Annotated in this window: 22 protein-coding genes; all 22 read right to left on the bottom strand. The window is 36.7% G+C overall.

Translation table 11 applies throughout. The annotated features are described in order from the left end of the window. Nucleotides 1–298: 298 nt before the first annotated feature. Nucleotides 299–1,852: a ribonuclease Y gene (gene rny / locus B371_RS0113510; protein WP_019414860.1), complete on the bottom strand. Its 1,554-nt coding sequence runs from the start codon at nt 1,850–1,852 to the stop codon at nt 299–301. 201 nt (nt 1,853–2,053) lie between these two features. Next, complete coding sequence (gene recA, locus B371_RS0113505) at nt 2,054–3,112, bottom strand: recombinase RecA (protein ID WP_019414859.1); 1,059 nt, start codon at nt 3,110–3,112, stop codon at nt 2,054–2,056. A gap of 263 nt (nt 3,113–3,375) precedes the next feature. Then, entirely contained in the window at nt 3,376–4,626 is a 1,251-nt protein-coding gene (locus B371_RS0113500; RefSeq protein ID WP_026023067.1) for a competence/damage-inducible protein A, read from the bottom strand. A 13-nt stretch (nt 4,627–4,639) separates the two neighbouring features. Then, on the bottom strand, nt 4,640–5,218 hold the full coding sequence (pgsA, locus tag B371_RS0113495; protein ID WP_019414857.1) for a CDP-diacylglycerol--glycerol-3-phosphate 3-phosphatidyltransferase: 579 nt from the start codon (nt 5,216–5,218) through the stop codon (nt 4,640–4,642). A gap of 50 nt (nt 5,219–5,268) precedes the next feature. Further along, the gene (locus tag B371_RS0113490) at nt 5,269–6,120 is read right to left on the bottom strand and encodes a RodZ domain-containing protein (protein WP_019414856.1); all 852 of its coding nucleotides are present in this window, start codon (nt 6,118–6,120) and stop codon (nt 5,269–5,271) included. Between the two features lie 17 nt (nt 6,121–6,137). Then, nucleotides 6,138–6,935 carry a DUF3388 domain-containing protein gene (locus B371_RS0113485; protein WP_019414855.1) on the bottom strand — a complete coding sequence of 266 codons (798 nt, stop codon included), beginning with the start codon at nt 6,933–6,935 and terminating at the stop codon, nt 6,138–6,140. A gap of 164 nt (nt 6,936–7,099) precedes the next feature. After that, a complete protein-coding gene (locus B371_RS0113480; protein ID WP_019414854.1) occupies nt 7,100–7,357 on the bottom strand; it encodes a DUF3243 domain-containing protein in 258 nt (85 codons plus the stop codon). A gap of 44 nt (nt 7,358–7,401) precedes the next feature. Next, entirely contained in the window at nt 7,402–8,130 is a 729-nt protein-coding gene (ymfI, locus tag B371_RS0113475) for an elongation factor P 5-aminopentanone reductase (protein WP_019414853.1), read from the bottom strand. Further along, nucleotides 8,127–9,431 carry an EF-P 5-aminopentanol modification-associated protein YfmH gene (gene yfmH, locus B371_RS0113470; protein ID WP_019414852.1) on the bottom strand — a complete coding sequence of 435 codons (1,305 nt, stop codon included), beginning with the start codon at nt 9,429–9,431 and terminating at the stop codon, nt 8,127–8,129. Before yfmH ends, ymfI begins: the two co-directional genes overlap by 4 nt. After that, on the bottom strand, nt 9,428–10,711 hold the full coding sequence (gene yfmF / locus B371_RS0113465) for an EF-P 5-aminopentanol modification-associated protein YfmF (protein WP_019414851.1): 1,284 nt from the start codon (nt 10,709–10,711) through the stop codon (nt 9,428–9,430). The genes yfmH and yfmF overlap by 4 nt, the downstream gene beginning before the upstream one ends. Nucleotides 10,712–10,835: 124 nt before the next feature. After that, the gene (locus B371_RS0113460; RefSeq protein WP_026023066.1) at nt 10,836–11,795 is read right to left on the bottom strand and encodes an ABC transporter permease; all 960 of its coding nucleotides are present in this window, start codon (nt 11,793–11,795) and stop codon (nt 10,836–10,838) included. A 13-nt stretch (nt 11,796–11,808) separates the two neighbouring features. After that, nucleotides 11,809–12,855 (bottom strand): ABC transporter permease, encoded by a 1,047-nt coding sequence (locus B371_RS0113455; RefSeq protein WP_019414849.1) that lies wholly within the window; start codon nt 12,853–12,855, stop codon nt 11,809–11,811. Further along, on the bottom strand, nt 12,848–14,404 hold the full coding sequence (locus B371_RS0113450) for an ABC transporter ATP-binding protein (protein WP_019414848.1): 1,557 nt from the start codon (nt 14,402–14,404) through the stop codon (nt 12,848–12,850). Before B371_RS0113450 ends, B371_RS0113455 begins: the two co-directional genes overlap by 8 nt. A gap of 151 nt (nt 14,405–14,555) precedes the next feature. Beyond that, the gene (locus B371_RS0113445) at nt 14,556–15,635 is read right to left on the bottom strand and encodes a BMP family protein (RefSeq protein ID WP_019414847.1); all 1,080 of its coding nucleotides are present in this window, start codon (nt 15,633–15,635) and stop codon (nt 14,556–14,558) included. A gap of 51 nt (nt 15,636–15,686) precedes the next feature. Then, nucleotides 15,687–16,415: a GntR family transcriptional regulator gene (locus B371_RS0113440; RefSeq protein ID WP_019414846.1), complete on the bottom strand. Its 729-nt coding sequence runs from the start codon at nt 16,413–16,415 to the stop codon at nt 15,687–15,689. A 135-nt stretch (nt 16,416–16,550) separates the two neighbouring features. Beyond that, nucleotides 16,551–18,839, bottom strand: a complete 2,289-nt coding sequence (locus tag B371_RS0113435; RefSeq protein WP_019414845.1) for a DNA translocase FtsK — start codon at nt 18,837–18,839, stop codon at nt 16,551–16,553. 81 nt (nt 18,840–18,920) lie between these two features. Continuing rightward, nucleotides 18,921–20,588 carry a ribonuclease J gene (locus B371_RS0113430; protein WP_019414844.1) on the bottom strand — a complete coding sequence of 556 codons (1,668 nt, stop codon included), beginning with the start codon at nt 20,586–20,588 and terminating at the stop codon, nt 18,921–18,923. A 112-nt stretch (nt 20,589–20,700) separates the two neighbouring features. Further along, the gene (gene dapA / locus B371_RS0113425; protein ID WP_026023065.1) at nt 20,701–21,594 is read right to left on the bottom strand and encodes a 4-hydroxy-tetrahydrodipicolinate synthase; all 894 of its coding nucleotides are present in this window, start codon (nt 21,592–21,594) and stop codon (nt 20,701–20,703) included. 14 nt (nt 21,595–21,608) lie between these two features. Beyond that, nucleotides 21,609–22,649, bottom strand: a complete 1,041-nt coding sequence (locus tag B371_RS0113420) for an aspartate-semialdehyde dehydrogenase (RefSeq protein ID WP_019414842.1) — start codon at nt 22,647–22,649, stop codon at nt 21,609–21,611. Between the two features lie 86 nt (nt 22,650–22,735). Then, nucleotides 22,736–23,329 carry a dipicolinate synthase subunit B gene (locus tag B371_RS0113415; RefSeq protein ID WP_019414841.1) on the bottom strand — a complete coding sequence of 198 codons (594 nt, stop codon included), beginning with the start codon at nt 23,327–23,329 and terminating at the stop codon, nt 22,736–22,738. Beyond that, on the bottom strand, nt 23,323–24,141 hold the full coding sequence (locus B371_RS0113410) for a hypothetical protein (protein ID WP_026023064.1): 819 nt from the start codon (nt 24,139–24,141) through the stop codon (nt 23,323–23,325). The genes B371_RS0113415 and B371_RS0113410 overlap by 7 nt, the downstream gene beginning before the upstream one ends. Next, nucleotides 24,138–24,407: a YlmC/YmxH family sporulation protein gene (locus B371_RS0113405; protein WP_019414839.1), complete on the bottom strand. Its 270-nt coding sequence runs from the start codon at nt 24,405–24,407 to the stop codon at nt 24,138–24,140. Before B371_RS0113405 ends, B371_RS0113410 begins: the two co-directional genes overlap by 4 nt. Nucleotides 24,408–24,591: the final 184 nt, after the last annotated feature.

Here is a 24,591-nt window from a genome sequence, read left to right as displayed (position 1 = left end):
ACCCATTTACCAAATGAAGTTTTACGTGTATTCTTGTCCATAAGTTGAGTCCTTTGTATTGGATTTGGACAGGAACTACCTGTACCTTCCATTATAAAGGATTTTTTCTTTTGGTTTTTATCGATATTTGAAGATTTTATGAATTCCTAATTTTCGGAAGAAATTAATGCAACACTAGTGGTTTCAAATAAATAAAATATAATCGCAAGCACATCTTAACACTTTAATTAACCGCTGTATAAACATAGACTTTTACATGAAGCGAAAATAAAAAGAGGCTTCAAATTGAAGCCTCTTTTTATTTTGCGTATTCAACTGCACGAGTTTCTCGAATTACCGTTACTTTAATATGACCTGGATAATCTAATTCTTCTTCAATGCGTTTACGGATGTCACGTGCTAAACGATGTGCTGTAATATCATCGATTTGCTCTGGACGAACCATAATTCGAATTTCACGACCTGCTTGAATAGCAAAAGATTTCTCAACACCATCATAAGATTCTGAAATTTCTTCTAACTTCTCTAGACGGCGAATGTAATTTTCTAAAGTTTCACTACGTGCACCAGGACGTGCTGCAGAAAGTGCATCTGCCGCTGCTACTAGCACTGCAATGACTGACGTTGCTTCTTTATCTCCATGATGTGAAGCGATACTGTTGATAACAACCGGATGTTCTTTATACTTAGTTGCAAGTTCCACACCAATTTCAACATGACTACCTTCAATTTCATGGTCGATTGCTTTCCCAATATCATGTAGTAATCCTGCACGACGAGCAAGCATTACATCTTCTCCAAGTTCAGCTGCTAGTAATCCAGCTAAAAATGCTACTTCTTTGGAGTGTTTCAAGACGTTTTGTCCATAACTCGTTCGGTAACGCATACGACCCATAATCTTAATTAAATCAGGATGTAAATTATGAATACCAACATCGAATGTCGTTTGTTCACCGATTTCGCGAATCTGTTCATCTACTTCTCGTCTAGACTTTTCAACCATCTCTTCAATACGTGCGGGATGAATACGACCATCTTGAACTAACTTTTCTAGTGCCAATCTAGCTGTTTCACGACGGATTGGATCAAAACCAGAAAGAATGACTGCTTCAGGTGTATCATCGATAATTAAGTCTATTCCAGTCAAAGTTTCAAGAGTACGAATATTTCGACCTTCACGTCCAATAATACGGCCTTTCATTTCATCATTCGGCAAGTTCACTACAGATACTGTCGTTTCAGCTACATGATCAGCAGCGAAGCGTTGTATAGCTAAAGACAGAATCTCACGAGCTTTTTTATCAGACTCTTCTTTTGCTCGAGTTTCAGATTCTTTAGTCATCACTGCAAGATCTGTTGCTAATTCATTCTCAACTTGTTTTAGAATAATGTCTTTCGCTTCTTCACGAGTTAACGCAGAAGTCCGTTCAAGTTCTGTTTGTTGAAGTGCAACTAGTTCAGCCGCTTTGCTTTCCAATTGCTCGATATGCTGTTGTCTCTCAGTAAGAGCATCTTCTTTGCGCTCTAGGCCTGCGTCTCTTTTGTTTAGAGTATCTTCCTTACGATCAAGGTTTTCTTCTCTTTGCAAGTACCGATTTTCCTGTTTTTGCAGTTCAGATCGGCGTTCACGGATGTCAGATTCTGCTTCAAATCTCAATTTGTGAGTTTCATCTTTTGCTTCTAGTAGGGCTTCTTTTTTAAGAGCTTCCGCTTCACGCTTTGCCTCATCGACGATGAGAACAGCAGACTGCTTAGCACCAGTCACTTTTGAATCATTCACATTTTTAATTAAAAAATAGCTAACACCGATACCAACGAAAAGACCAAGCAAAGCGGAGATAATTTCAGTCATTTGAACACCTCCTCTTGCTATTTCATTTTCATGTTTAGTCAGCACATATATGGAGTGATCCAATATACTGCCAAATGGGTTTACATTTGATAGATTATACAAGTTTAATTGTATAGATGTAAAAATACTCTGTCAAGGATACACAGGTTCTAGCAAAGGAAAATAGTCTGCCACTATTCTTGGCAGACTATCACTTTATTCTTATTCTTTATCTAGTAATAATTCAAACTCTTCATTTTCTTCTTCTTTAGGAGCTGGGATATTGTAGGCTGTGGCCATCATTCCATAAGCCGCTCTCACTTTTTGTTGAATTTCATTAAGAGTCGACGGATGATCCTTAAGGAACTGTTTGGCATTTTCACGTCCTTGACCTAAACGTTCATCATTGTAGGCATACCAAGATCCACTTTTATTTACAATATCCATTTCTACACCTAAATCAACAATTTCACCTTCACGGGAAATACCTGTTCCATACATAATATCGACTTCGGCAGTTCGAAATGGTGGGGCTACCTTGTTTTTTACTACTTTTATTTTCGTTTTGTTCCCCATGAAATCATTTCCAGACTTAATCGTTTCTGCACGACGAACTTCTAATCGTACTGAACTATAGAACTTCAACGCACGGCCACCCGGTGTAACTTCAGGATTACCAAACATAACTCCGACTTTTTCGCGGATTTGGTTAATGAATATGGCAGTTGTTTTTGATTTGCTAATAGCCCCTGATAATTTACGTAATGCTTGAGACATTAGTCGAGCTTGGAGACCTATATGAGAATCTCCCATCTCCCCTTCAATCTCCGCTTTAGGTACAAGAGCCGCTACAGAGTCAATAACGATAATATCTACAGCACCACTTCTTACAAGTGCTTCTACAATCTCTAAAGCCTGCTCTCCCGTATCTGGTTGAGATAATAATAACTCGTCAATATTAACGCCGAGGTTTTGAGCGTATACGGGATCAAGTGCATGTTCTACATCAATAAATGCAGCTTGACCACCCGCTGCTTGTGATTCTGCAATTGCATGCAGAGAAACAGTTGTTTTACCAGAACTCTCCGGTCCATATATTTCAATAATTCGTCCGCGTGGATATCCACCTACACCTAATGCAACATCAAGCGAAAGAGATCCACTAGAAGTAGCTGATACTTCACGATCCGACTTTTCACCAAGTTTCATAATTGAACCTTTACCAAATTGTTTCTCAATTTGTTTTAACGCCATGTCTAATGCTACTTTACGGTCACTCAAGAATGGTTCCTCCTTTAATTTCAATCACAATTAACTTCTGTCTCTACTATACTTGGTTTATGAGAAATATACAAGAAAAAAGCGAACGTTCATTCGCTTTAAATTTGGCAAAATAAAAATTTGAACCGCAAAAACAGTCCAAATCTTTATTTTAAGCCATTTTAGGCCTTCAAAATTTAATTTTGATACTTTTTCACCTTTACTACAAGAATCTATCCCTATAAACTTATAAAACGCAGCAAACTATTACGAAAAAGAGAGACTTAAATTTTTGTAACTGGGGACAACAGTTGGATTAAATAATGTAGTGTTCGTTTTACTGCTCGTAAGCGATTGGTATTTCGCATATCGCTCAAGTGTAATTGATGAGCGACTACTTCATCGTTAGGCAGAATAATCGCAATCCAAACAGTACCAGCAGGGTGTTCGTCATGTCCAGCAGGTCCAGCAGCACCAGTTAATGCTACCCCAACATCTGTTTTAAACATCTTCTTCACTCTAGTTGCCATAGCTATTGCACATTCTTCACTGACGACTCCATATTGATCAATTATTTCTTTTGACACGCCAAGTTGATTTACTTTGGAATCCGCGGTGTACGTAACAACACCACCTACTAAGGTCTGACTCACTCCCGAAATAGCAGCAAGTTCTGATTGAAACAAACCAGCAGTTAAACTTTCAGCTACTGAAATAGTTAACCCCTGATCAATTAATAACTTAGTTGCACTTGAAGCTAATGAATCATCATTATAACCATATAAATAGTCCCCTACACGAGACATAATGAGTTCTTGTGTTTCTTGAATCAATTTCCATGCTTCTTCCTCTGTTGATGTTTTTGCTGTAATACGTAAAGTTACTTCTCCATCAGACGCTAGAGGTGCAATTGTTGGATTCGTTTGATTTTCTAGTAAATCTACTATTTGTGTTTCTAGTTCTGCTTCTCCTATCCCATAAAAACGTAGAACATGAGAAATAATCACTTCCCCTTGATTTAACCATTTAGCTAATGCAGGTTTTGCTTCAAATTGAAACATTGGTTCAAGTTCTTTAGGGGGTCCAGGAAGTAGAATGTAGACATGGTTTCCGTGTGAATAAAACATGCCCGGTGCCATGCCGTGATTATTTTTCAATACTTTGCAGCCTTCTAAAACAAGCGCTTGTTTTCGATTGTTTTCTGTCATAGGACGATTTACACGTTGGAAAAAGGCTTCAATAGATAGCATTGCACTTTGATCCATCACAAGCTCTTCTCCAACATGCCGGGAAATTGTTTCCTTTGTTAAGTCGTCTTTTGTTGGTCCAAGTCCACCTGAGAAAATGATTAAATCTGCACGAGATTCCGCTAGTTCAATTGCTTGTTTTAATCGCTCGGAATTATCACCAACTACGGTATGGTAATAGACATTAACTCCAAGTTCAGCTAATTGACTTGATATATAACGAGCATTTGTATTGGTTATTTGGCCAAGTAATAGTTCAGATCCCACAGCAATAATTTCAGCGTTAATATGCACACACCCCTTATTTAGAATCTAGTAATACGCGTCGGTTTGAATAGAAGTAATCCCATCCTGACCAAACAGTGAAGAATAATGATACATATAACATAATAGAGGCAAATGGAATTGAAAACATTTCAAAGATAATGTTATGCAGTAACAATGCAGAAATAGCAACGATTTGTGTCCACATTTTGATTTTTCCTAATTGTTTAGCTGAAACTACTTCGCCCTCCTCAGCTAAAATTAAACGTAGTCCCGTCACTGCAAATTCACGGCTTATAATTATAATAACTACCCAAGCCGGAGCAAAACCTAGTTCTACTAAAATAATAAGAGCTGCAGAAACTAGTAACTTATCCGCAAGAGGATCTAAAAACTTGCCCATATTCGTAACTAAGTTATGTTTTCGTGCATAGTATCCATCGATAAAATCAGTAACCGCTGCAATAATGAATATAATTGCACCAATTATATGTTCCACTGGTAAAGTTGTGCCTAAAATAGCAACATCTCCCCAGCCAAAATCAACAAGCATAAAAATGACAAATATAGGAATCATTATGACTCGTGAAACTGTAATTTGATTAGGTATATTCATTTTTTTCTCCTATCGATTCAAAAAAATAGCCATCTTTTTGGAGATGACTATTACTGTTTTAAGAATTGAATCATCATATTTTGAGTAACTCTTTCTGTTGTAGGTATTCCGTATTCGACTTTTTCATCATTAATAAGCACATTAATTTGAGGTGCTGCACCTACTCGAACTCGAACCGATTCCGTATCACTTAAATCAAAGGTAACTGTTTCTCCAGTAGCTAATTCGCGTGCTAAAGATACTACACCAGATTGATCTTTAACTTCGACCCATGATCTGCCAAGAGCTACTAATGTTAGTGAGAAAGTATCCGTACCTGAAAGCGAATAATTTGTTGTTTCTCCCTCAATAGTACCCACTTCAATCATTTGCACTGGTTCGGGCTCAACAATTGGTTCTTCGATTGGCTCTTCTTCAGCAATATCATCTTTAGAAGGAGTATTATTCTTTTCTTCTAATGACATTTTTTCTTCAGTTTCCGGTTCTTCTGATTGAGGCGTTTCGGCTAGGTTTTGAAATATATACCAAAAAATAACAATGCCGATTATAATAAATAGTGCAACAATAATCATTGGGAAAAATTCATTTAAGTTTTTTGAAGATTTAGTAATCACTCTGCGTCGAGAAGGCACAGACGTCATTTTCTGATGCATTTCTTCACTAGTAGATGAAGGTACATCATTTTTGTATGATTCAAGTAATTCATCAGAATTTAAACCAACCGCATCAGCGTACTGCTTAATAAATGCACGCACATAAAACTGACCTGGCATCATACTATAGTTACCTTCTTCAATACCAGCAAGATAACGTTTTTGAATTTTCGTTATTTCTTGTAAATCATCTAAACTGTATCCTTTTGACATTCTTGCTTCTTTCAGACGAGTTCCTAATTCACTCATTTAATACCACCTGCCTGCTAAAAATTAAAATCACCATCACCAAAGTCATTACCTCTTTCAGACATCATTTGATTTTTCTCCATAATTTCATACGTTATTTCTTCATCTGGTTCATGTCGTAATTCTATTATGTAGTCAAAATCCTCAATTGTATATTCAGACTGCTTTATGAACATATCTGGATGTTCGACTACTTTGATCGTTGGGAGACGCATCATTTCACGTACTAGTTGTAAATGGCGTTCATCTGTAGATTTTTTAGTAACAATTCCATCTAAAATAAAAATATTATTATCGCTGAATTCGTCACCTGCTAGCTGATTTCGGACGGTCTGTTTAATCATAGTCGAAGATAAAAAGACCCATTTTTTGTTCGCGCTTACACTAGCAGCAACTACTGATTCAGTTTTACCGACACGTGGCATGCCTCGAATCCCAATTAACTTGTGTCCTTCTTGCTTAAATATTTCTGCCATAAAATCAACAAGTAGGCCCAGTTCATCGCGAACAAAACGAAAAGTCTTCCGATCATCCAAGTCCCTCTGTATGTATCTTCCATGTCTCATAGCCAAAATATCACGTAATTTGGGTGCACGCAATTTTGTTACTCGAATCGTATCCATTGTATTAACAATTAATTCAAAACGATCAATTTGCTCATCATTTTCTGCGCGAAGTAACATTCCTCGTTTTCCTTGTTCTACACCATTAATTGTAACGATGTTAACCCGAAGCATTCCGAGTAATGAAGCAATGTCTCCGAGCAATCCTGGACGGTTTTTTTGTATTTCGTATTCAAAATACCATTCGCGCATAATGTAACGACCTTTCTGACTATCTAAGTTTATGATTTAGAAAAGAACATATTACTCGTCCCTCACTATAGAGACGCATAAAACTACTATAGGTTCTATCATATCTGATTTATGTACTTAAGAAAAGGAAAAAAGAAAAGAAGGAGCAATGTCCTTCTTTTCTTTTATTGCACATTTTTTTGTTGAACTAACTTTACAACCATATTTGCTAGTGCATGTTGTTCATCTGCTGAAGCAACTGACCATAAATCTGAAAGTACACGTTCTTGCTCATTTTTGGGATCCACATTTTTAGCTAAATAATCACCAATTTCAAATGCAGTAGATTGAATTGCTTTTTTGGACATTCCAGTATCTTGTGCACTCATTACATTAGCACCTAAGAAGTGAGTCCATTTTTGCCAACTTTCAAGTAAAGCCATGACCATTCCTCCTTTTCACAAATAGTATGTGCAAAAAAAAGAAGTTATATGTACCAACCACCATTGACACGTAGCACTTGACCTGTAATATAATCCGCTTTGTCACTTGTTAAAAAAGCAACAAGGTTTGCCACATCTTGTGGTGTTCCAAATTGCCTTAAAGGAATGTCATCCTTGAGCATTTGTTTCTCTGAATCATTAAGTGTGTCATTCATCTTCGTGTCGATAAGTCCGGGAGCAATCGCATTGACTCGAATGCCTGAAGGTCCTGATTCTTTTGCAAAAGCTTTTACAAAGGCATGTTGAGCACCTTTAACTGAGGAATAGACAGATTCCCCAGCTGCTCCTGTTTCACCCCAAATGGAACCAATAAAAACAATGTATGATTTATTAGCCCTTCTTAATTTTGTTGCTAATTGACCGGTTATCCACATAGGTGATTGCACATGCGTTCTCCAAACTAGATTCATCTCTTGGCTAGAAGTGTCTTCAAGGAGTTGATACAAAGCATGCCCCGATGCAAAAACGATTGCATGAACTTCAAAAAGTTGTGATAAAACATCATTTACAGATTTAGTGTTTCCAAGGTCTGCTTGTATAATGTGGAATTCTTGCTGTGGGTAAATTTTTGTAAGATCTCTATACAATTTCTCTATAGCCAGTTTATTTTCATGGAAATGAAGGTATAAACTCCAACCCTGTTTTGACATTTCGTGTGCACAGGAATGTCCTATTGCTCCGGATGCCCCAAATATGCACGCAAACTTCATCATGAAGAAGTTTGCTCTTTTTTATTGAGTATAGAAAAAACAGTTTGTTGACTTTCACCTTGGATTGAAGAAAATGCTTCTTGTAAATCTGCAACAGTCATTTGCTCCAATACAGGAACTGCGTCAAATAAATTCATTCCATTAAAAGCATAACGCGTAAATTGATTAGCAATAAATTCAACTGAGTTTAAAGCGCGTAAAAAATATCCAATCTTCTTTTTGCAGACACGTTCTACATCCACCTGACCAAATGGCCATTTTTCTTCAACTTTATTTAATTCAAATTTCACAGCTTCTATTAATTCTTTTGGCTTTGATGTATCTGAACCAATTAATGCAAATCCGTATCCTTTTTCAAGTGTAAAATCAAATGCATACGATTCATCAATTAATTCATTTTCATAAGCCTTTACATAGAAGTCTGAGGAGCGACCAAACATTAGTTCAAGAGCTAATTGAATGGCTAATTCATGTTTCATCATAGCTTCGCCTTGAAGTGATGTTTCTTTTGCTTTCAAGCCAACGTAGACTTTGGGTTTTTGAACGTCCATATACAATACATTTTCTCGTTTGGCAACCTCTAAAGGTTCATCTGGGAAAGAACGAACTATTGGCTGTGGTTCAGAAAATTCCTTTTTATTTTGATTTTCACGAATATAATTCATCATTTCTTCAGGGTTTACTGAGCCTACTACAAATAATGACATATTTGATGGGTGATAAAATGTCTCATAACATGTATACAAATGTTCAGCAGTAATATCACTAATAGATGCTATCGTCCCTGCAATATCAATTTTAACAGGATGATGTTTATACATATTTTCTATTGTTCCAAAATATAAACGCCAGTGAGGTTGATCGTCATACATCGTGATTTCTTGACCAATTATCCCTTTTTCTTTATCTACAGTAGCTTGTGTGAAATATGGTTCTTGTACAAAATTTAATAACGTCTCTGTATTATCATATACATGGTCAGTTGAAGAAAATAAATAAGCAGTTCGCGTAAACGATGTAAAAGCATTAGCCGAGCCACCGAATTCGCTAAACTTTTGAAAAACGTCCCCATGTTCTTTTTCAAACATTTTGTGTTCTAAGAAATGAGCAATACCATCCGGTACAGTGACTTCTTCAGAACTCCCTAAAGGTATAAATGTACTATCAATCGCACCATACTTTGTCGTAAATGTGGCAAAAGTTTTGGAAAAACCTTTTTTGGGCAAAATATATACTTCTAATCCATTACTAAGTTTTTCATGGAATAGTTTTTCGTCTAATTGTTTAAAATTGAGTTCCTTCATGAGACAGCTTCATCCTTTCCAGACAAGAAATAAACAAGTTGTTTGTTGATTGACTTCGCCATATCCTGAATATCTTCTTTCGTGACTTTTGTCCACTTTTCAGACCATGTTTCAACTGAGAATTTTTCATCTAAATCCTTATATTGATCAAAAATCTCTATTTGACCTCGTGCAGAATCAAGTGCCTCTTTTAATTGGTTTTTAAGCATTGATACAGTTTGATTTATTTCATTTTGAGTAATTTGACCTTCTTGCATCGCATTTAGTTGCTCATCAATTAAGCGTACAGCTTTTTCAAGTTTTCCTGCGTCTATCCCAGCTAATACATAAACAAGTCCATAGGCTGAGGAAAATGAACTAGAAACATAATATGCCATGCTCTCTTTTTCACGTACGTTTATAAAAAGTTTCGCGTGAGGATAACCACCAAATATACCATTTGTAATTTGCATTTTCGGGAAATCTGGATGACTAAATGTCACTGGAGTTTTATACCCAATGTGTAGCTTTCCTTGCTTCATATCTTGATATTCATTTACAAAATCTTTCTCCACAGTCGGATGTTGTACATTTTCATGGATATTTTTTGGTTTAATGTTACGTGAAGGAAACGGAAATGCTTGTTTTAATTTTGAAGTCATTTCATCCACATCAATATCACCCACAACATAAATATCTACCTGATCTTCTTCAATCATTTTTTTATAAGCAACAAAAAGCGACTCATTGGTAATAGCAGAAACATCCTCAATTGTTCCATTTGCAGAAATGGAAGCAGGGTGATTTGGACGCATTAATTTGACTAATCTATGCTGTGCATATCGCGTTTTATCATCGTAAAGAGACTCAATTCGTTCAGTCACTGATGATTTTTCACGTTTAACAATTGACTCTTTAAAAGTTCCTTGTTCAAGGTTTGGTTTAAATAACAGAGTTTCTAATAATTTTAGTGTTTGGTCTAGAACTTGACCAGTGCCATTTGCTAAATATTGATCATTTACCGATTCAGCGAGCAAAGTGATAGTATGATCGTTGCCTTTCTTGCTAGAATCCAAAAACATAGTTGCACCATAAAGTTCATCTAAGTGACTCTGAAATGCGGGGTTAGATGGAAAAAGTTCATTGCTGTGTAATAACACATTAGCCAGTACAGAGCGTTCTGATGCTGACTGATTTGTTAACCCCTGTTTAAACTTTATAGCAAAATTCACAGTTTTAAATTGATCCGTTGGACGAATATGCAAGTGAATTCCTTGTTGTAACTCGTTTGATTGAAACATCGAAATCCCTCCTATTACATTAATATGCCAAACCATATCTTTTACTATACATGTAGCTTGTAAATGATTGCAAATAGCGTGCAAAAAAAGGACTAGGCAATTTGCCTAGTCCTTTGAGATCTATTTATCGTTTCCCTTTAATGTAAGGAGTACCTAAAGCTTTTGGAGCATTCGCTTTTCCTATGAAGCCTGCTAAAGCTAAAATCGTTAGCACATACGGCAAAATTAATAAGAAGACATTAGGTACATCTCGAATATACGGAATAGAATCCCCAACAATACTTAACGCTTGAGCAAAACCGAAGAATAAAGCTGCACCCATAGCTCCAAGCGGATGCCATTTTCCGAATATCAAAGCTGCAAGTGCCATGAATCCTTGTCCATTAATAGTTGCATGTCCAAAGTCTTGAGAGATTGACTGAGAATAAATCGCACCACCAATACCAGCCAAGCCACCCGAAATCATTACAGCGATATAGCGCATACGTGTTACATTAATCCCCATAGTATCAGCAGCCATTGGATGCTCTCCTACTGCACGAAGACGTAAACCAAAAGGTGTGTAATATAAAACAATCCATGCAAGAATTGCAATAGAAATTGCTAAAACTGAAGTTCCATAAACATTTTGGAAAAACATTGGTCCTATAATAGGAATCTTCTCTAATAAAGGAATGCTATCTCTCAAAAATCGTTCTTGAACGAAATCTGTTTGTCCTTTATCATAAATCATTTTAACAAGGAACAAACACAGGCCTATTGCTAATAAGTTTATAGCAACCCCTGAGACCACTTGGTCCGCTCTAAATGATACAGATGCCACAGCATGTAATAAAGAGAACACTGCAGCGATGAGCATTGCTGCTACAAGTGCCATCCACGGTGTGCTTGAACCAAAAATATGAGCAAAAGTTAAGTTAAATACAACTCCAACAAATGCACCCACTACCATGAGTCCCTCTAATCCAATGTTGACCACACCAGATCGTTCAGAAAACACTCCACCAATAGCCGTTAAAATAAGAGGTGCTGCATATGCAATTGCAACAGGAACAAGAAAGTATAATATTTCTAAGAGACTCACTATAAAGTTCATATTACTTCGCCTCCTTTTTCTTGCCTAAGCGCTCTACAAATAAACGTATGACATAACCAGAGGCTACAAAGAAAATAATAATAGCGATTATGATTGACACGATTTCTTCAGGAATATCAGCTGCATTTGGCATATTGGTGGCACCATACTTTAGTGAACCAAACAATGTTGCACCAAATATGACCCCAAGTGGTGTACTTGCACCTAGAAGCGCCACGGCGATTCCGTCGAATCCTATCCCTGTAAAACCACCTTTTACTGACACAAAACCAAATGTGCCAAGAGCTTCCATCGCTCCTGCTAGACCAGCAAATACACCCGAAATGACCATTGCTAGGATAATATTTTTATTTACATTCATACCTGCATATTCTGAAGCGTGTTGGTTTAATCCAACTGCTTTTAACTCAAAACCAAGAGTGGTCTTCTCTAAAATCAACCACATTAATAATACCATGGCAAGAGCAATTAGAATCCCAAAGTGTAAACGAGAAAAATCTGTCATGTTTTCCAAAAATCTCGAACTAAGGGAAGCCGTTTGATGAATCGAACCCGTATTGGCATCTCCGTCAGAAACTGCTCGCACCAAAGCATTTGAAGTATGAAGAGCAATATAGTTCATCATGATTGTTACAATTACCTCGTGAACTTTAAACTTAGCTTTTAATAGTCCTGGAATGAATCCCCATAGTGCACCTGCTGCTGCTGCTGCAAGTATAGCAAGTGGTAAGTGAATCATTTTTGGCAATTCAAAAGCTATACCTACATATGCTGCCGCAAACCAACCCACAATCAATTGTCCTTCAACACCAATATTAAATAGCCCACTTCGGAAAGCAAATGCAACTGCTAATCCTGCAAGAATATAAGGCGTAATTTGACGAATTGTTTCGCCAATAGAATAGATATCCCCAAAAATCCCATTCCATAAAGCTGCATAGCCTTCAATTGGATTATACCCACTGACCAACATTACAATGGCTCCTACAAGTAAACCTAATATAACCGAAATTACGGGAACTAGAATGTTAACAATACGATTAGACATTCGAACTGTCCCCCTCTTTCATTTGATTTGATTTAGTGCCTTTTTTTGTTTGACCGGCCATTAACAAACCAAGTTCCTGTTCACTCGTCTGAAGAGGATCCAGTGTATCCACTATTTCACCATCAAATATAACCGCAATACGGTCAGAAACATTCATTACTTCGTCTAATTCAAAAGATATTAACAAAACAGCTTTACCATTATCACGCTGTTCAATTAAGCTTTGATGAATAAATTCAATTGCTCCAACGTCTAAACCACGTGTTGGCAATGCAGCAATTAATAAATCAGGATTTCGATCAATTTCCCGACCAATGATTGCTTTTTGTTGGTTACCACCAGACAATGCTCGTGCAGGCTCATGATCTCCTTGTGTCCGAACATCATATTTCTGAATAATTTCATTTGCTTTTTTTGAAATAGTTTTATAGTTTATAAATCCTTGTTTTGAAATAGGAGATTTATAATACGTTTGCAAGGCGATATTATGTCCGATAGAAAAGTCTAATACTAGTCCGTGCTTATGTCGGTCTTGAGGAATATGACCAACACCTGCCTCCGTAATATGACGTGGACGTTTTCCTGTAATATCTTGTCCATTCAATAAGACTTGACCGCTTTTAACTTTTCGCAATCCAGTAATTGCTTCAATTAATTCAGTTTGTCCATTTCCGTCAATTCCAGCAATACCTAAAATTTCACCTTTACGGACACTTAGATTAAGACTTTTTACTTTTTTAATGCCACGGTAATCAGTTACAACTAAATCTACTATTTCTAATACATTAGTCGTTGGATTTGCTGGGATTTTTTCGGTCTTGAACTCCACTTGGCGCCCTACCATTAGTGAAGCAAGTTCATCTGGACTTGTTTCGGTTGTTACTACGGTGCCAATCCCTTGTCCTTTCCGAATAACAGTGACCCGATCAGAAACGTCCATAATTTCTTTTAATTTATGTGTAATTAAAATAATTGACTTTCCTTCTTCAATTAAACGATGCATGATTTGGATTAATTCTTTGATTTCCTGTGGTGTTAAAGAAGAGGTAGGTTCATCAAAAATTAAAATTTCAGCTCCACGATACAGTGTTTTTAGTATCTCAACACGTTGTTGCATACCCACTGAAATATCTCTGATTTTTGCGAACGGATCTACATCTAAACCATATAATTCAGAAAGCTCTAGTACTTTTTTAGCTGCTATATTAATTGAAATCATACCACCCTTGGTCGGTTCGCTTCCCAAGATAATGTTTTCTGTAACAGAAAAATCTTCAACCAACATGAAATGTTGATGAACCATCCCAATCCCTAAATTATTCGCTACATTCGGATCTGTAATCTTTACTTCTTGACCACGAACAAGGATTTTTCCACCTTCTGGTTGGTAAAGACCGAAAAGTACGTTCATCAATGTAGATTTCCCTGCACCATTCTCACCGAGAAGTGCATGAATTTCACCTTTTTTAAGCTGAAGGGTAATGTTATCATTAGCAACAAAATTCCCAAACTCTTTACGAATATTAAGCATTTCAATCACGTGTTCCAATATATTCACTCCCTTGGGCACTTTTTAAAATTAAATTAATAAAGGAAAGGTTTCAAAAGAAAAACCTTTCCTTTAGTAATTTAGTAATACCAATAAAAACACCATAAAGACCAGACGTTCAGTCTTTATGATGATTAATTTCAGTTATTTACTACTCTACAGTTTCAGGAACTACTACTTCGCCATCAACAATCTTCTTAGCATACTCATCAATTTGTGCTAACACGTCTTCAGGAATTGCTCCACGAGAATCAGCTAAACCAACGCCTTCTTCAACTAAACCATAAACTGTTGTTTCTCCACCAGGGAAGTTGCCTTCCATAGCTAAGTTAGAAAGGTTTTGTACAGCTATATCAACACGTTTTAACATAGATGTTAACGTTATGTTTGTATCGCCTACTTTGCCCTCTTCGTATTGGTCAGAGTCTACACCGATTACCCAAACATATGCGTCAGGATCTTTAGTTTTTAATTCTTTTGCTTCAGAGAACACACCGTTACCAGTACCACCAGCAGCGTGGAAAATAATATCTACGCCTGAAGAGTACATACGGTTAGCAGTAGTTTTACCAAGCTCAGCTTTGTCAAATGCTCCAGTATATTGAACATCAACTACGATGCTTGGATCTACAGCGGCAACGCCAGCTAAGAAACCAGCTTCAAAACGTTCAATAACAGGAATTTCCATTCCTCCAACGAATCCAATTTTTTTCGATTTAGTCATTAATGCAGCAGCAACACCTGCAAGATAAGAACCTTCTTGCTCTTTGAATAAAACAGAAGCAACATTTGGTTGATCCACTACTGCATCAATAATAGCAAGTTGTGCATCAGTTTGTTGACTAGCGATAGTATTTACTGCATCTTCCATTAAGAAACCAATACCAAATACTAGGTCAAAGTCACGGCGCACTAACTTGTTTAAGTTTGTGTTATAGTCAGCGTCAGATTTTGACTGTAAGTAATCATATCCACCGTCGCCTTTTTCAAGTCCGTTATCTTCACCGAATTTTTCTATACCTTCCCAAGCTGATTGGTTAAATGACTTATCATCTACTCCACCAATGTCAGTAACCATTGCTACAGAGAACTTGCTTTCTTCTGTCTCTCCACCAGTTGTATCTCCAGTAGTACCTTCTGGAGTTTCTTCTTCAGCAGCACCACAAGCACCTAAAATTGTACCAGCAGCTAATACCATGGATAAAGCTAAACCAAATTTTCGTTTCGTCAATTTGAGACCCCCAAAATATGTTTTTTATACTATTAGCAGGAAATTTCTGTTTTACACCCGTTTACGTACTACATGAAAACTGAATTTATCAGCTTTAAAATAGTTTTTTGAAAATAATACCACTTGATCGTTATCATCATAATGGAGTTGTGTTAGAACAAGTAACGCGGTTTCAGGTTTACATTCCAATATTGGTGAAGCTACAGCGTGAAAACCTGACGGATCGATAAAAGCAACAGCATGAGTCACACGAATATTTCCTGTTTCCTCTATTGCAGCGAAAATTGAACCTTCTTGTCTTCTCAAAAAATCAGAAGGCAAATACTTTGAGGGTACTTTATCCACACAATATACAACAGGTTCTCCGTTAGCTGTTCTTACACGTTCAATTGAAATAACTTGCTCGTCCTTTTCACATTGAAAGCGCTCTATATCTTTTTCAGACGGAAATGACTTAGAAGAACTCAAATAAATAGTCCCCGGTTCCATTCCCGCTGAACGAATCATAGAAGATACACTCGTTAAATGTTCAATACCTGATGTAAAGAGAGGTTTTGGATTAACAAATGTACCTACTCCATGACGTCTGACGATGACATTTTCTTCTTCCAACAGTCTAAGTGCTTCACGAAGTGTTGCACGACTTACTCCAAGTGATTTGGCAAGTTCAAATTCTGAAGGAAGTTTTTCCTTTTCTTGAAACACGCCTTTTGCAATATCGTCTTTCAGACGATCAATCACTTGTAGGTACAAATGACGAGAATCAATTCTTATAGTCATATAATATCACCGCCAACAGTAGAGATCAGACATCTGATGTAAAACTTTCCTACTAATCAAAACTACTATATCACTTTTATTGATTTTAATAAATACAATTTAGATCATTTTTTAAATTAGTTTGATATTCACTAGTTAAATTGTATCATCATGTTTTGCTTGGAGTACTTGTCTAGGTTTACTTCCTTCATATCCACCAACTACTCCTCGCGCTTCCATTTGATCAATAATACGGGCCGCTCTAGAGTAGCCAACACGGAATCTTCTTTGCAAAAGAGATACTGAAGCCGTTTGCATATCAGTCACTAATTGAACTGCTTCATCATATAAATCGTCCGTTTGTTCATCTTTAGGAACTTCTTCAACATCGCTTGGAATCATTTCCTCTTGATATTGAGCTTTTTGCTGTTCAATTACAAAATCAACAATTTTTTCTACTTCCTGATCAGATAAGTAAGCACCTTGCACTCGTACAGGCTTGGATGCACCTGCTGCTAAAAATAGCATATCCCCACGTCCTAGTAACTTCTCTGCTCCACCCATATCTAATATGGTCCGAGAATCGATGGAAGAAGATACAGCAAACGCAATTCTCGAAGGAATGTTAGCTTTAATTACTCCTGTAATAACATCTACACTTGGTCTTTGTGTTGCAATTATTAAATGAATTCCCGCTGCACGAGCCATTTGTGCTAATCGCGTAATAGAATCCTCTACATCGTTAGATGCAACCATCATTAAATCTGCTAATTCATCTACAATCACAACGATATATGGCAACTTTGGATGTTTTTCTTCATTTTCTTCATTCCAATTTTGAATATGTTCATTGTATCCTTCGATATTACGCATTCCAGTATGTGAAAATAAATCATAACGACGTTCCATTTCTGACACAACTTTTTTAAGTGCTTGAGAAGCTTTTCTAGGATCTGTCACAACAGGTGCTAATAAATGTGGAATTCCGTTATAGACATTTAATTCCACCATTTTCGGATCTATCATCATCATTTTAACTTCATGTGGTTTCGCCCGCATGATGATACTTACAATAATGCCATTGATACAGACACTTTTCCCACTACCTGTTGAACCAGCAACTAGTAAATGCGGCATTTTATTTAATTCTGCAAGAACTGCTTCACCTGTAATGTCACGTCCTAAACCAATCAACAATTTTGCTTCAGGCTTGTTGTTTTCTTTTGCTTCTAAAACTTCCCGCAGACTCACAATAGCCACTTCTTTATTTGGTACTTCAATTCCAATTGCTGATTTTCCAGGTATCGGCGCTTCAATACGGATATCACGAGCTGCTAATGCTAAAGCTAAATCATCACTGAGACTAACAATTTTGCTTACTTTAACTCCTGCATCAGGTAATACTTCATATTTCGTCACAGCTGGCCCAAGATGGACTTGAGTTACACGTGCTTTAACTCCAAAGCTGTGAAAGGTCTTTTCTAATTTTTTAGCATTGGTTTGGATTAATGAATATTCACCACTTTGATCACTATAAGGTGGAGCACTTAACAACGATATTGATGGTAATTGATAATCTTCATTTTCCAATACAGCTTCAGATACAGATTCAAAGGCTTTTTCAGATAACTCATTTTGTGACTCTATTTCTGGTTCAGGTTGAATTTCCACCTTTTTTTCGGCTCGTTCAGTGAAGGCAGATATAATTGGTGAAACATGTTCGAGTTCTATTTCTGTTGCTGCTACTTCTATATCTTGTGCAGTAGAAGGTGAATTATTCGATTTCTTACGTCTTTCACTTGTTCTCTGGCCTTTTGAAGCAGCTGCCGCCTTGTCTTTTTTGTTTTTCGCTCTCATTGCTATCCAATTTTTCTTCCACTGTGGAATTTGACTTACTAAATAAGGTACAAGTGCTACTCCTGAAAGCAAAATAAATCCAATTATTAATAACAACCAAGCTGCTATTGTAGCGCCTCCAGCATCAAATAAAACATGGAATGTGGCAAATAAGAATGCACCTACCATGCCTCCACCTAAAAATTGATTACGGTTGGCAATTCCATCGCTTTCAATTAATATTCTCCAAGTTTCTCGAAGTACTGACTCACTAACAAGTGCACCACTTTGAAAAAGTTGTTCAAATAAAATCAAGTGACTAAAAATTGTCATACCAGCCAAAATACATAAAAACCCTGTTATAATCCGGTGGTTCCATCCCGGGACAGCCCTTTTAATCATCATTATAAGTGCAACTACAATACATAATAATGGTAATGCTAGATGCCAATTCCCAAACAAAAAGCGCGCTATCGAAGATAAACCAAATCCAACAGAACCCAATTCAAAAAAAGTAATAATTCCAAGACCAATTAACAATAATCCGAAAATTTCAAACATCAATGGATTTATAGTTTTTTTCACCACTTTTGCAGCTTTTCTTGCCATACCTGTCGCCTTCTCTCATTTCAAAAGAAAAAAGGATTTCCTGCCGGTATAATGGCATGGAAATCCTTCCGCTTTTTAGCCTTAGTATTCCATAATAATTGGGATAATCATGGGACGCCTTTTCGTTTTTTGATATAAATATGAGTTTAAAGTATCGCGTATTTCTTGTTTGATATTTGTCCATTCAAATGTTTCTTTGACTACATATTTATCAACAATCTTCTTCACCAATTCTTCAGACTCTTTCATTAATTCTTCAGACTCACGAACATAGACAAATCCACGTGATAAGATTTCTGGACCAGAGGCGATTTTCTTTTGTGCACGGTTTAATGTGACAGTGACAATAAATATACCGTCTTGTGATAATAGCTTACGATCGCGTAATACGATGTTCCCTACATCACCGATACCAATTCCATCAATCAAGATGTTACCAGCTTGTACACGTCCACTCATCCGTACTTTTCCACCATTATACTCAACAACATCACCCTTATCAGCAATAAAGATTTGAGCTTTTGTTAATCCAACAGCTTGAGCTAACTTCGAGTGAGCCATTAACATGCGGAATTCACCCTGTATGGGAATAAAGTATTTAGGTTTCATTAAGTTTAACATCATTTTTAAATCTTCTTGACTACCATGTCCAGATACATGTACTTTTTCATTTGCAGTTAACACATTCGCCCCTGCTTTTGCAATATAATTCATCGTTTTGAACATCGCAACTTCCATTCCTGGAGAAGGAGTGAATGTAATTAAGACTGTATCTGTATCTTTAATTTTTACATCTTTATGCTGCTTTTTAACCATTTTTTCAAGAGCTTCTAGGGGTTCTCCTTGATTACCTGAAACAATAACTACTACTTCATCATCTGTATAATTACCGATATCTTTAATCGAGATTAACGTTTCTTCATCGATCTTCAAATAATCTAATCGCTTTCCTACTTCAAATACGTTTTCCAATGTTCTTCCGACTACTGCAACTTTCCGACGAGATTCGAGTGCCATGTCAAATACTTGTTGAATACGAATAAAGTTTGACGAAAATAATGATACTAGAATACGTCCTTTAGCTCCATGGAAAGTTTCCGATAGATGCTCTTCAATGACTGATTCAGAAACTGTGTAGCCTGGTCGTTCTGCTTCTGTTGAGTCTGACATTAATATAAATACGCCTTCTTCACCAAGATTCGCCATTCTAGCAAGGTCTGGACGATAGCTTCCTTTAGCAGATTGGTCAAATTTAAATTCTCCCGTATGAACAATTGCTCCTTCAGAAGTATGGAAGACAATACCTAAAGAATCTGGAATACTATGAGTTGTATGGAAAAATGTCACGTGAGTCGTTTTAAAGTTCATACGACTTTTATTAGTTACTTCAAAGAATTTAACAGGTTGAGCTGCTGGTAATTCTTTTAAATGTTCTTTTGCTAAAGCGATCGTTAGACGAGAGCCGTAAACTGGGGCTTGAATCTTATTTAGCAAATACGAAATGGACCCTATTGCATCTTCGTGTCCATGGGTTAAAAATATACCTTTTATCCGTGCTTTATTTTCTTCTAAGTATGTTACGTCTGGAATAACTATATCTATTCCAAGCATTTCATTTTCAGGAAACATAAGTCCGCTGTCAACTACAAAGATTTCTTCATCAATTTCTACTACATACATCGCTTTTCCGACTTCCCCAACTCCACCGAGGGGGATAATTCGAATAATTTCATTAATTGTTTTTGTCACGTGCTTTCCTCCTAAAAATTAAACCGATCAACTGCCACTAATTTCATTATACGGGACGTATGACAACAGTACAAACAAAAAAAAGGTCAGTCATGCACTGACCTTTAAAAAACTATTTAAAATTCTTACTTTTTTGTTCATATTCTTCCCAAGCAGCATCAAAATTTTGTTGTTCTTTACTTGTCATATCTACAAGTGGTAAACGTACAGAACCTACATCTAATCCTATTTTTCCTAATGCATATTTAATAGGTACCGGATTTGGTTTTGCAAATATCGCTCTGATTAATGGCAACATTGCATGATGAATAACAGCTGCATCATTATGTCTTCCTTCTTCAAATGCTTTTATTAATTTTTGCATGTCAGACCCAACAACGTGAGAAGCAACTGACACTACACCTACACCACCAATTGATAGGAGCGGCAATGTTAACCCATCATCTCCACTATAAACCATAAAGTCTTCATGACTTCCTGCAATAATGTCAGACATTTGTTCTAAATTGCCACCTGCTTCTTTAATAGCTTGAATATTTGGTATTTCACTAAGCTTTAATACCGTTTCTGGTAACATGTTGACAACAGAACGACCTGGTATATTGTAAAGTAAAATTGGTAACTTCGTTTCATTAGCAATTGCTTTAAAATGTTCAAACATACCACGTTGATCGGGTTTATTATAATATGGAGTAACTAGCATAATACCATCTACACCAGCTTTATCTGCTATTTTCGTTAACTCTATAGAAGCTCTAGTGCTATTGCATCCTGTTCCAGCAATAACTGGAATTCGATTTCTAACAGATTTAACCGTAAAGCGAATGAGTTCCGCTTTTTCTTTTGAAGTTAAGGTTGGTGATTCGCCTGTAGTCCCACAAATAACTAGCGAGTCTGTTCCTGTTGATATTAAGTGTTCAATTAATTGTGCGACCATTTCATAATTGATTGATTGATCAGTTGAGAATGGGGTAATCATTGCAGTTGATACGCGCCCAATTTGTATATGAATCCCTCCTATTATAAAATGCCGTCTTCAATCAAAGCTTCTGCAATTTGAATTGAATTTAGCGCTGCACCCTTCAAGAGATTGTCAGCAACAATCCATAAATGGAATCCTTTATCGTTTGATAAATCTCTTCTAATACGTCCTACAAATACGTCATCTTCACCTTCAGCAAATAAAGGCATTGGATACTCTTGCTTTGCTGGGTTATCAAGAACTTTAATCCCTTTTGCTGAGTCCAAAATGGAGCGAATATCTGAAACGGTAACCCCTTCTTTATCCACTTCAATGTAAACAGACTCAGAATGCCCTGAAACAACAGGTAAACGTACACATGTAGCCGCTACTGAAAGACTAGGCATATGCAAAATTTTCTTCGTCTCATTAATCATTTTCATTTCTTCTAACGTATAACCATTGTCATCAAATACATCAATTTGTGGGATAACATTGAATGCAATGGGATAATGTATTTCAGAATTTTTAACAGGTAGCACTTGTGCATTGACATTTCTTGTTTCACCAAATGTTCCACTTTGTGCTTCAAGCTCATTTATTGCAATTGCTCCAGCACCAGATACAGCCTGATAAGTAGAAACAATCACCTGATTTAAACCAAATGCATCCCTTATAGGATTTAGAGCACACACCATTTGGATTGTTGAGCAATTGGGATTTGCAATTATTCCTGAGTGTGTTTTTAAATCTTGTCGATTTACTTCCGGAACAACAAGTGGAATATCATTTTCCATCCGAAATGCACTCGTGTTATCTATAACTACTGCGCCACGCTTTACAGCCTCAGGAGCTAACGCTTTGGAAACTGATCCTCCCGCACTAAATAAAGCAATCTCTACCCCGTCAAATGCTTCTGGCGTTGCTTCTTCAATGGTGTATGATTGCCCTTTGAATTCGATGATTTTTCCAGCAGACCGCTTAGAAGCTAAGAATTTTATTTGTTTAATTGGAAAATTGCGTTTAACTAATTGATCCATCATTTTTTCTCCAACTGCTCCTGTTGCGCCCACTACTGCAACTATATAACTTTTAGACATCACACACTCACTCCCTCTAGACAATTAATATTAATTGGTCATAATGACGGTATTGTATCATAATACTACGCCGTTGTGCTTATAAATCATGTTGATTGCCCGTGTTGTATTAATAAAGGTTGAAGTTGTTGGTGTTCAATCGCTTTAACTATTGTAGGAACAATATAATTAAAATCTGAGACGAGTGAATTTGGTTTTTTAATGGGGTCATCTTGACCGAATGGGATGAAATAAATGTGTTTAGCATTTAATAGTTTCATCACGTTGACGCCATTTAATCCAAGTGCATCGTTTGTTGAGATTCCAATGACTACTGGTGAACCATTTCTCATTGTTGCTTTAGCTGCCATTAACACCGGCGAATCAGTTGCTGCATTAGCAAAACGACTAATGGAATTCCCAGTCATTGGGGCAATCACCATACAATCTACAGGTGTTTTTGGACCAAGGGGTTCAGCATCTACAATTGATGAGATAATTTTTGCACCAGCAGCTGCTTCAATTTTTTTCACCCATTCTTCGCCAGTTCCAAAGCGAGTTGCTGCCACCAATACAGAATGTGACACAATTGGAACTACAATAGCTCCTTGTTCTCTTAACACATTAATTTTTGGCACCACTTCTTCGTACGTACAATGTGAAGCAGTTATTCCAAAACCTATTCGCTTACCTTTTAACACAACGTTCCTCCTTTTAGCTGTTTTACTGATTCGGTAACACATTTAAAAAGTAATTTAGCTGCGTCTTTTTCTAAAAACTGTCCTGGTAAAGATGTATAGAGTTTATAAATGTCTGAATGAGTTTCATCTAAAGCGGAGCAACCTGGTGAAGATGCAATATCATAAAAGCGTTGACACGACGTTAATAACGAGGAAAAGTCTTTTGTTAACCATTTAGCGGGAATCGTGTTAACAAATATTGATTGGTCACAAGTTATGCCCTGCTCTAATTTTCTTGTCTCATACCCCATAGCTTGTGCTTCCGCTAATTGAATTGATGAACGAACGACAATTGTAGGGTGAGCATCCATTCGCTTAAGTTGAGTTGCTAGTAGTTTTGCAACTCGCCCAAAACCTGAAATCATGAAATGCTTTCCTGCAACCATTTCATGTTCTTCTAAATAATAAGCTGCAATAAATCCTTCTGCAGTTAACTTTGCATTTAACCAAATAAACTGTTCATTCTCAAGATACGGCTCTACGTCTAACTCGCTTGCTTCGAAAAAGCGTGTCCATTCTGGAGATAATTTGCCCACAAAACATTTTTTCACTGTCTTAAAATAATCTAAACTAACTGTATCGGTAACAATTTGTAGCGGCTGAATAGGTAGTACTAAGATATCTGGTTGAAATGTTAAAAGATCTCTTTCCACTTGGTAACTCCACGCTTTTGTTTGTAGATATAATACTTCAACGTTTAACTCTTTTAAGAAAATTGAAAGCTTTTCCATACGTGGATCAGTTCCAATCACACACCACTTAAGATGCGTCATACTGATTGTTCTGCATTTAAATGAGACGTTTTTGTAAAGAGAATTCGATCTTCACCGATGAGGACAATGTCTTCCCATGCAATATAGACGCTTTGGTGTGATTGCTTTGCTTTAAATGGTCGATTTCCTTGTTCTTTTAATACGAGAAATCCAATGATTTTCCCACTTGTAGGCTCAAAAAGTAATTCAGTGTCAGCAAGTAACCCGAAGCGTTTACCATCTTCAATTTGAATTAATTCTTTCACTGCCATTTCTGATAGCAACATATGACTCCTCCTCCATGTTCATCTCCTTAAATATATGCAAAGAAAGTGATTCATGTTCATAAGTAAATCTAAAGATGCTAATATACAATATAGCTAGTTAAAATAAAAAAAACCGGGCAAAGTAAGCCCGGTCCTTTAAGAAAGTACACAGTATCAACTTTGGTTTCCGGTTATGATTTCCGTT

The sequence above is a fragment of the Paenisporosarcina sp. TG20 genome, from assembly GCF_000286315.1.
Classification (GTDB): domain Bacteria; phylum Bacillota; class Bacilli; order Bacillales_A; family Planococcaceae; genus Paenisporosarcina.
This window is presented reverse-complemented; position numbering and strand designations above follow the sequence as displayed.

Excerpts from the sequence above, each read along its gene's own strand:
- rny (WP_019414860.1), bottom strand. The coding sequence starts at position 1,852 with ATGACTGAAATTATCTCCGCTTTGCTTGGTCTTTTCGTTGGTATCGGT.
- pgsA (WP_019414857.1), bottom strand. The coding sequence starts at position 5,218 with ATGAATATACCTAATCAAATTACAGTTTCACGAGTCATAATGATTCCT.
- B371_RS0113490 (WP_019414856.1), bottom strand. The coding sequence starts at position 6,120 with ATGAGTGAATTAGGAACTCGTCTGAAAGAAGCAAGAATGTCAAAAGGA.
- B371_RS0113485 (WP_019414855.1), bottom strand. The coding sequence starts at position 6,935 with ATGCGCGAATGGTATTTTGAATACGAAATACAAAAAAACCGTCCAGGA.
- B371_RS0113480 (WP_019414854.1), bottom strand. The coding sequence starts at position 7,357 with ATGGCTTTACTTGAAAGTTGGCAAAAATGGACTCACTTCTTAGGTGCT.
- ymfI (WP_019414853.1), bottom strand. The coding sequence starts at position 8,130 with ATGATGAAGTTTGCGTGCATATTTGGGGCATCCGGAGCAATAGGACAT.
- yfmH (WP_019414852.1), bottom strand. The coding sequence starts at position 9,431 with ATGAAGGAACTCAATTTTAAACAATTAGACGAAAAACTATTCCATGAA.
- yfmF (WP_019414851.1), bottom strand. The coding sequence starts at position 10,711 with ATGTTTCAATCAAACGAGTTACAACAAGGAATTCACTTGCATATTCGT.
- B371_RS0113455 (WP_019414849.1), bottom strand. The coding sequence starts at position 12,855 with ATGTCTAATCGTATTGTTAACATTCTAGTTCCCGTAATTTCGGTTATA.
- B371_RS0113440 (WP_019414846.1), bottom strand. The coding sequence starts at position 16,415 with ATGACTATAAGAATTGATTCTCGTCATTTGTACCTACAAGTGATTGAT.
- B371_RS0113435 (WP_019414845.1), bottom strand. The coding sequence starts at position 18,839 with ATGGCAAGAAAAGCTGCAAAAGTGGTGAAAAAAACTATAAATCCATTG.
- B371_RS0113420 (WP_019414842.1), bottom strand. The coding sequence starts at position 22,649 with ATGTCTAAAAGTTATATAGTTGCAGTAGTGGGCGCAACAGGAGCAGTT.
- B371_RS0113410 (WP_026023064.1), bottom strand. The coding sequence starts at position 24,141 with ATGACGCATCTTAAGTGGTGTGTGATTGGAACTGATCCACGTATGGAA.
- B371_RS0113405 (WP_019414839.1), bottom strand. The coding sequence starts at position 24,407 with ATGTTGCTATCAGAAATGGCAGTGAAAGAATTAATTCAAATTGAAGAT.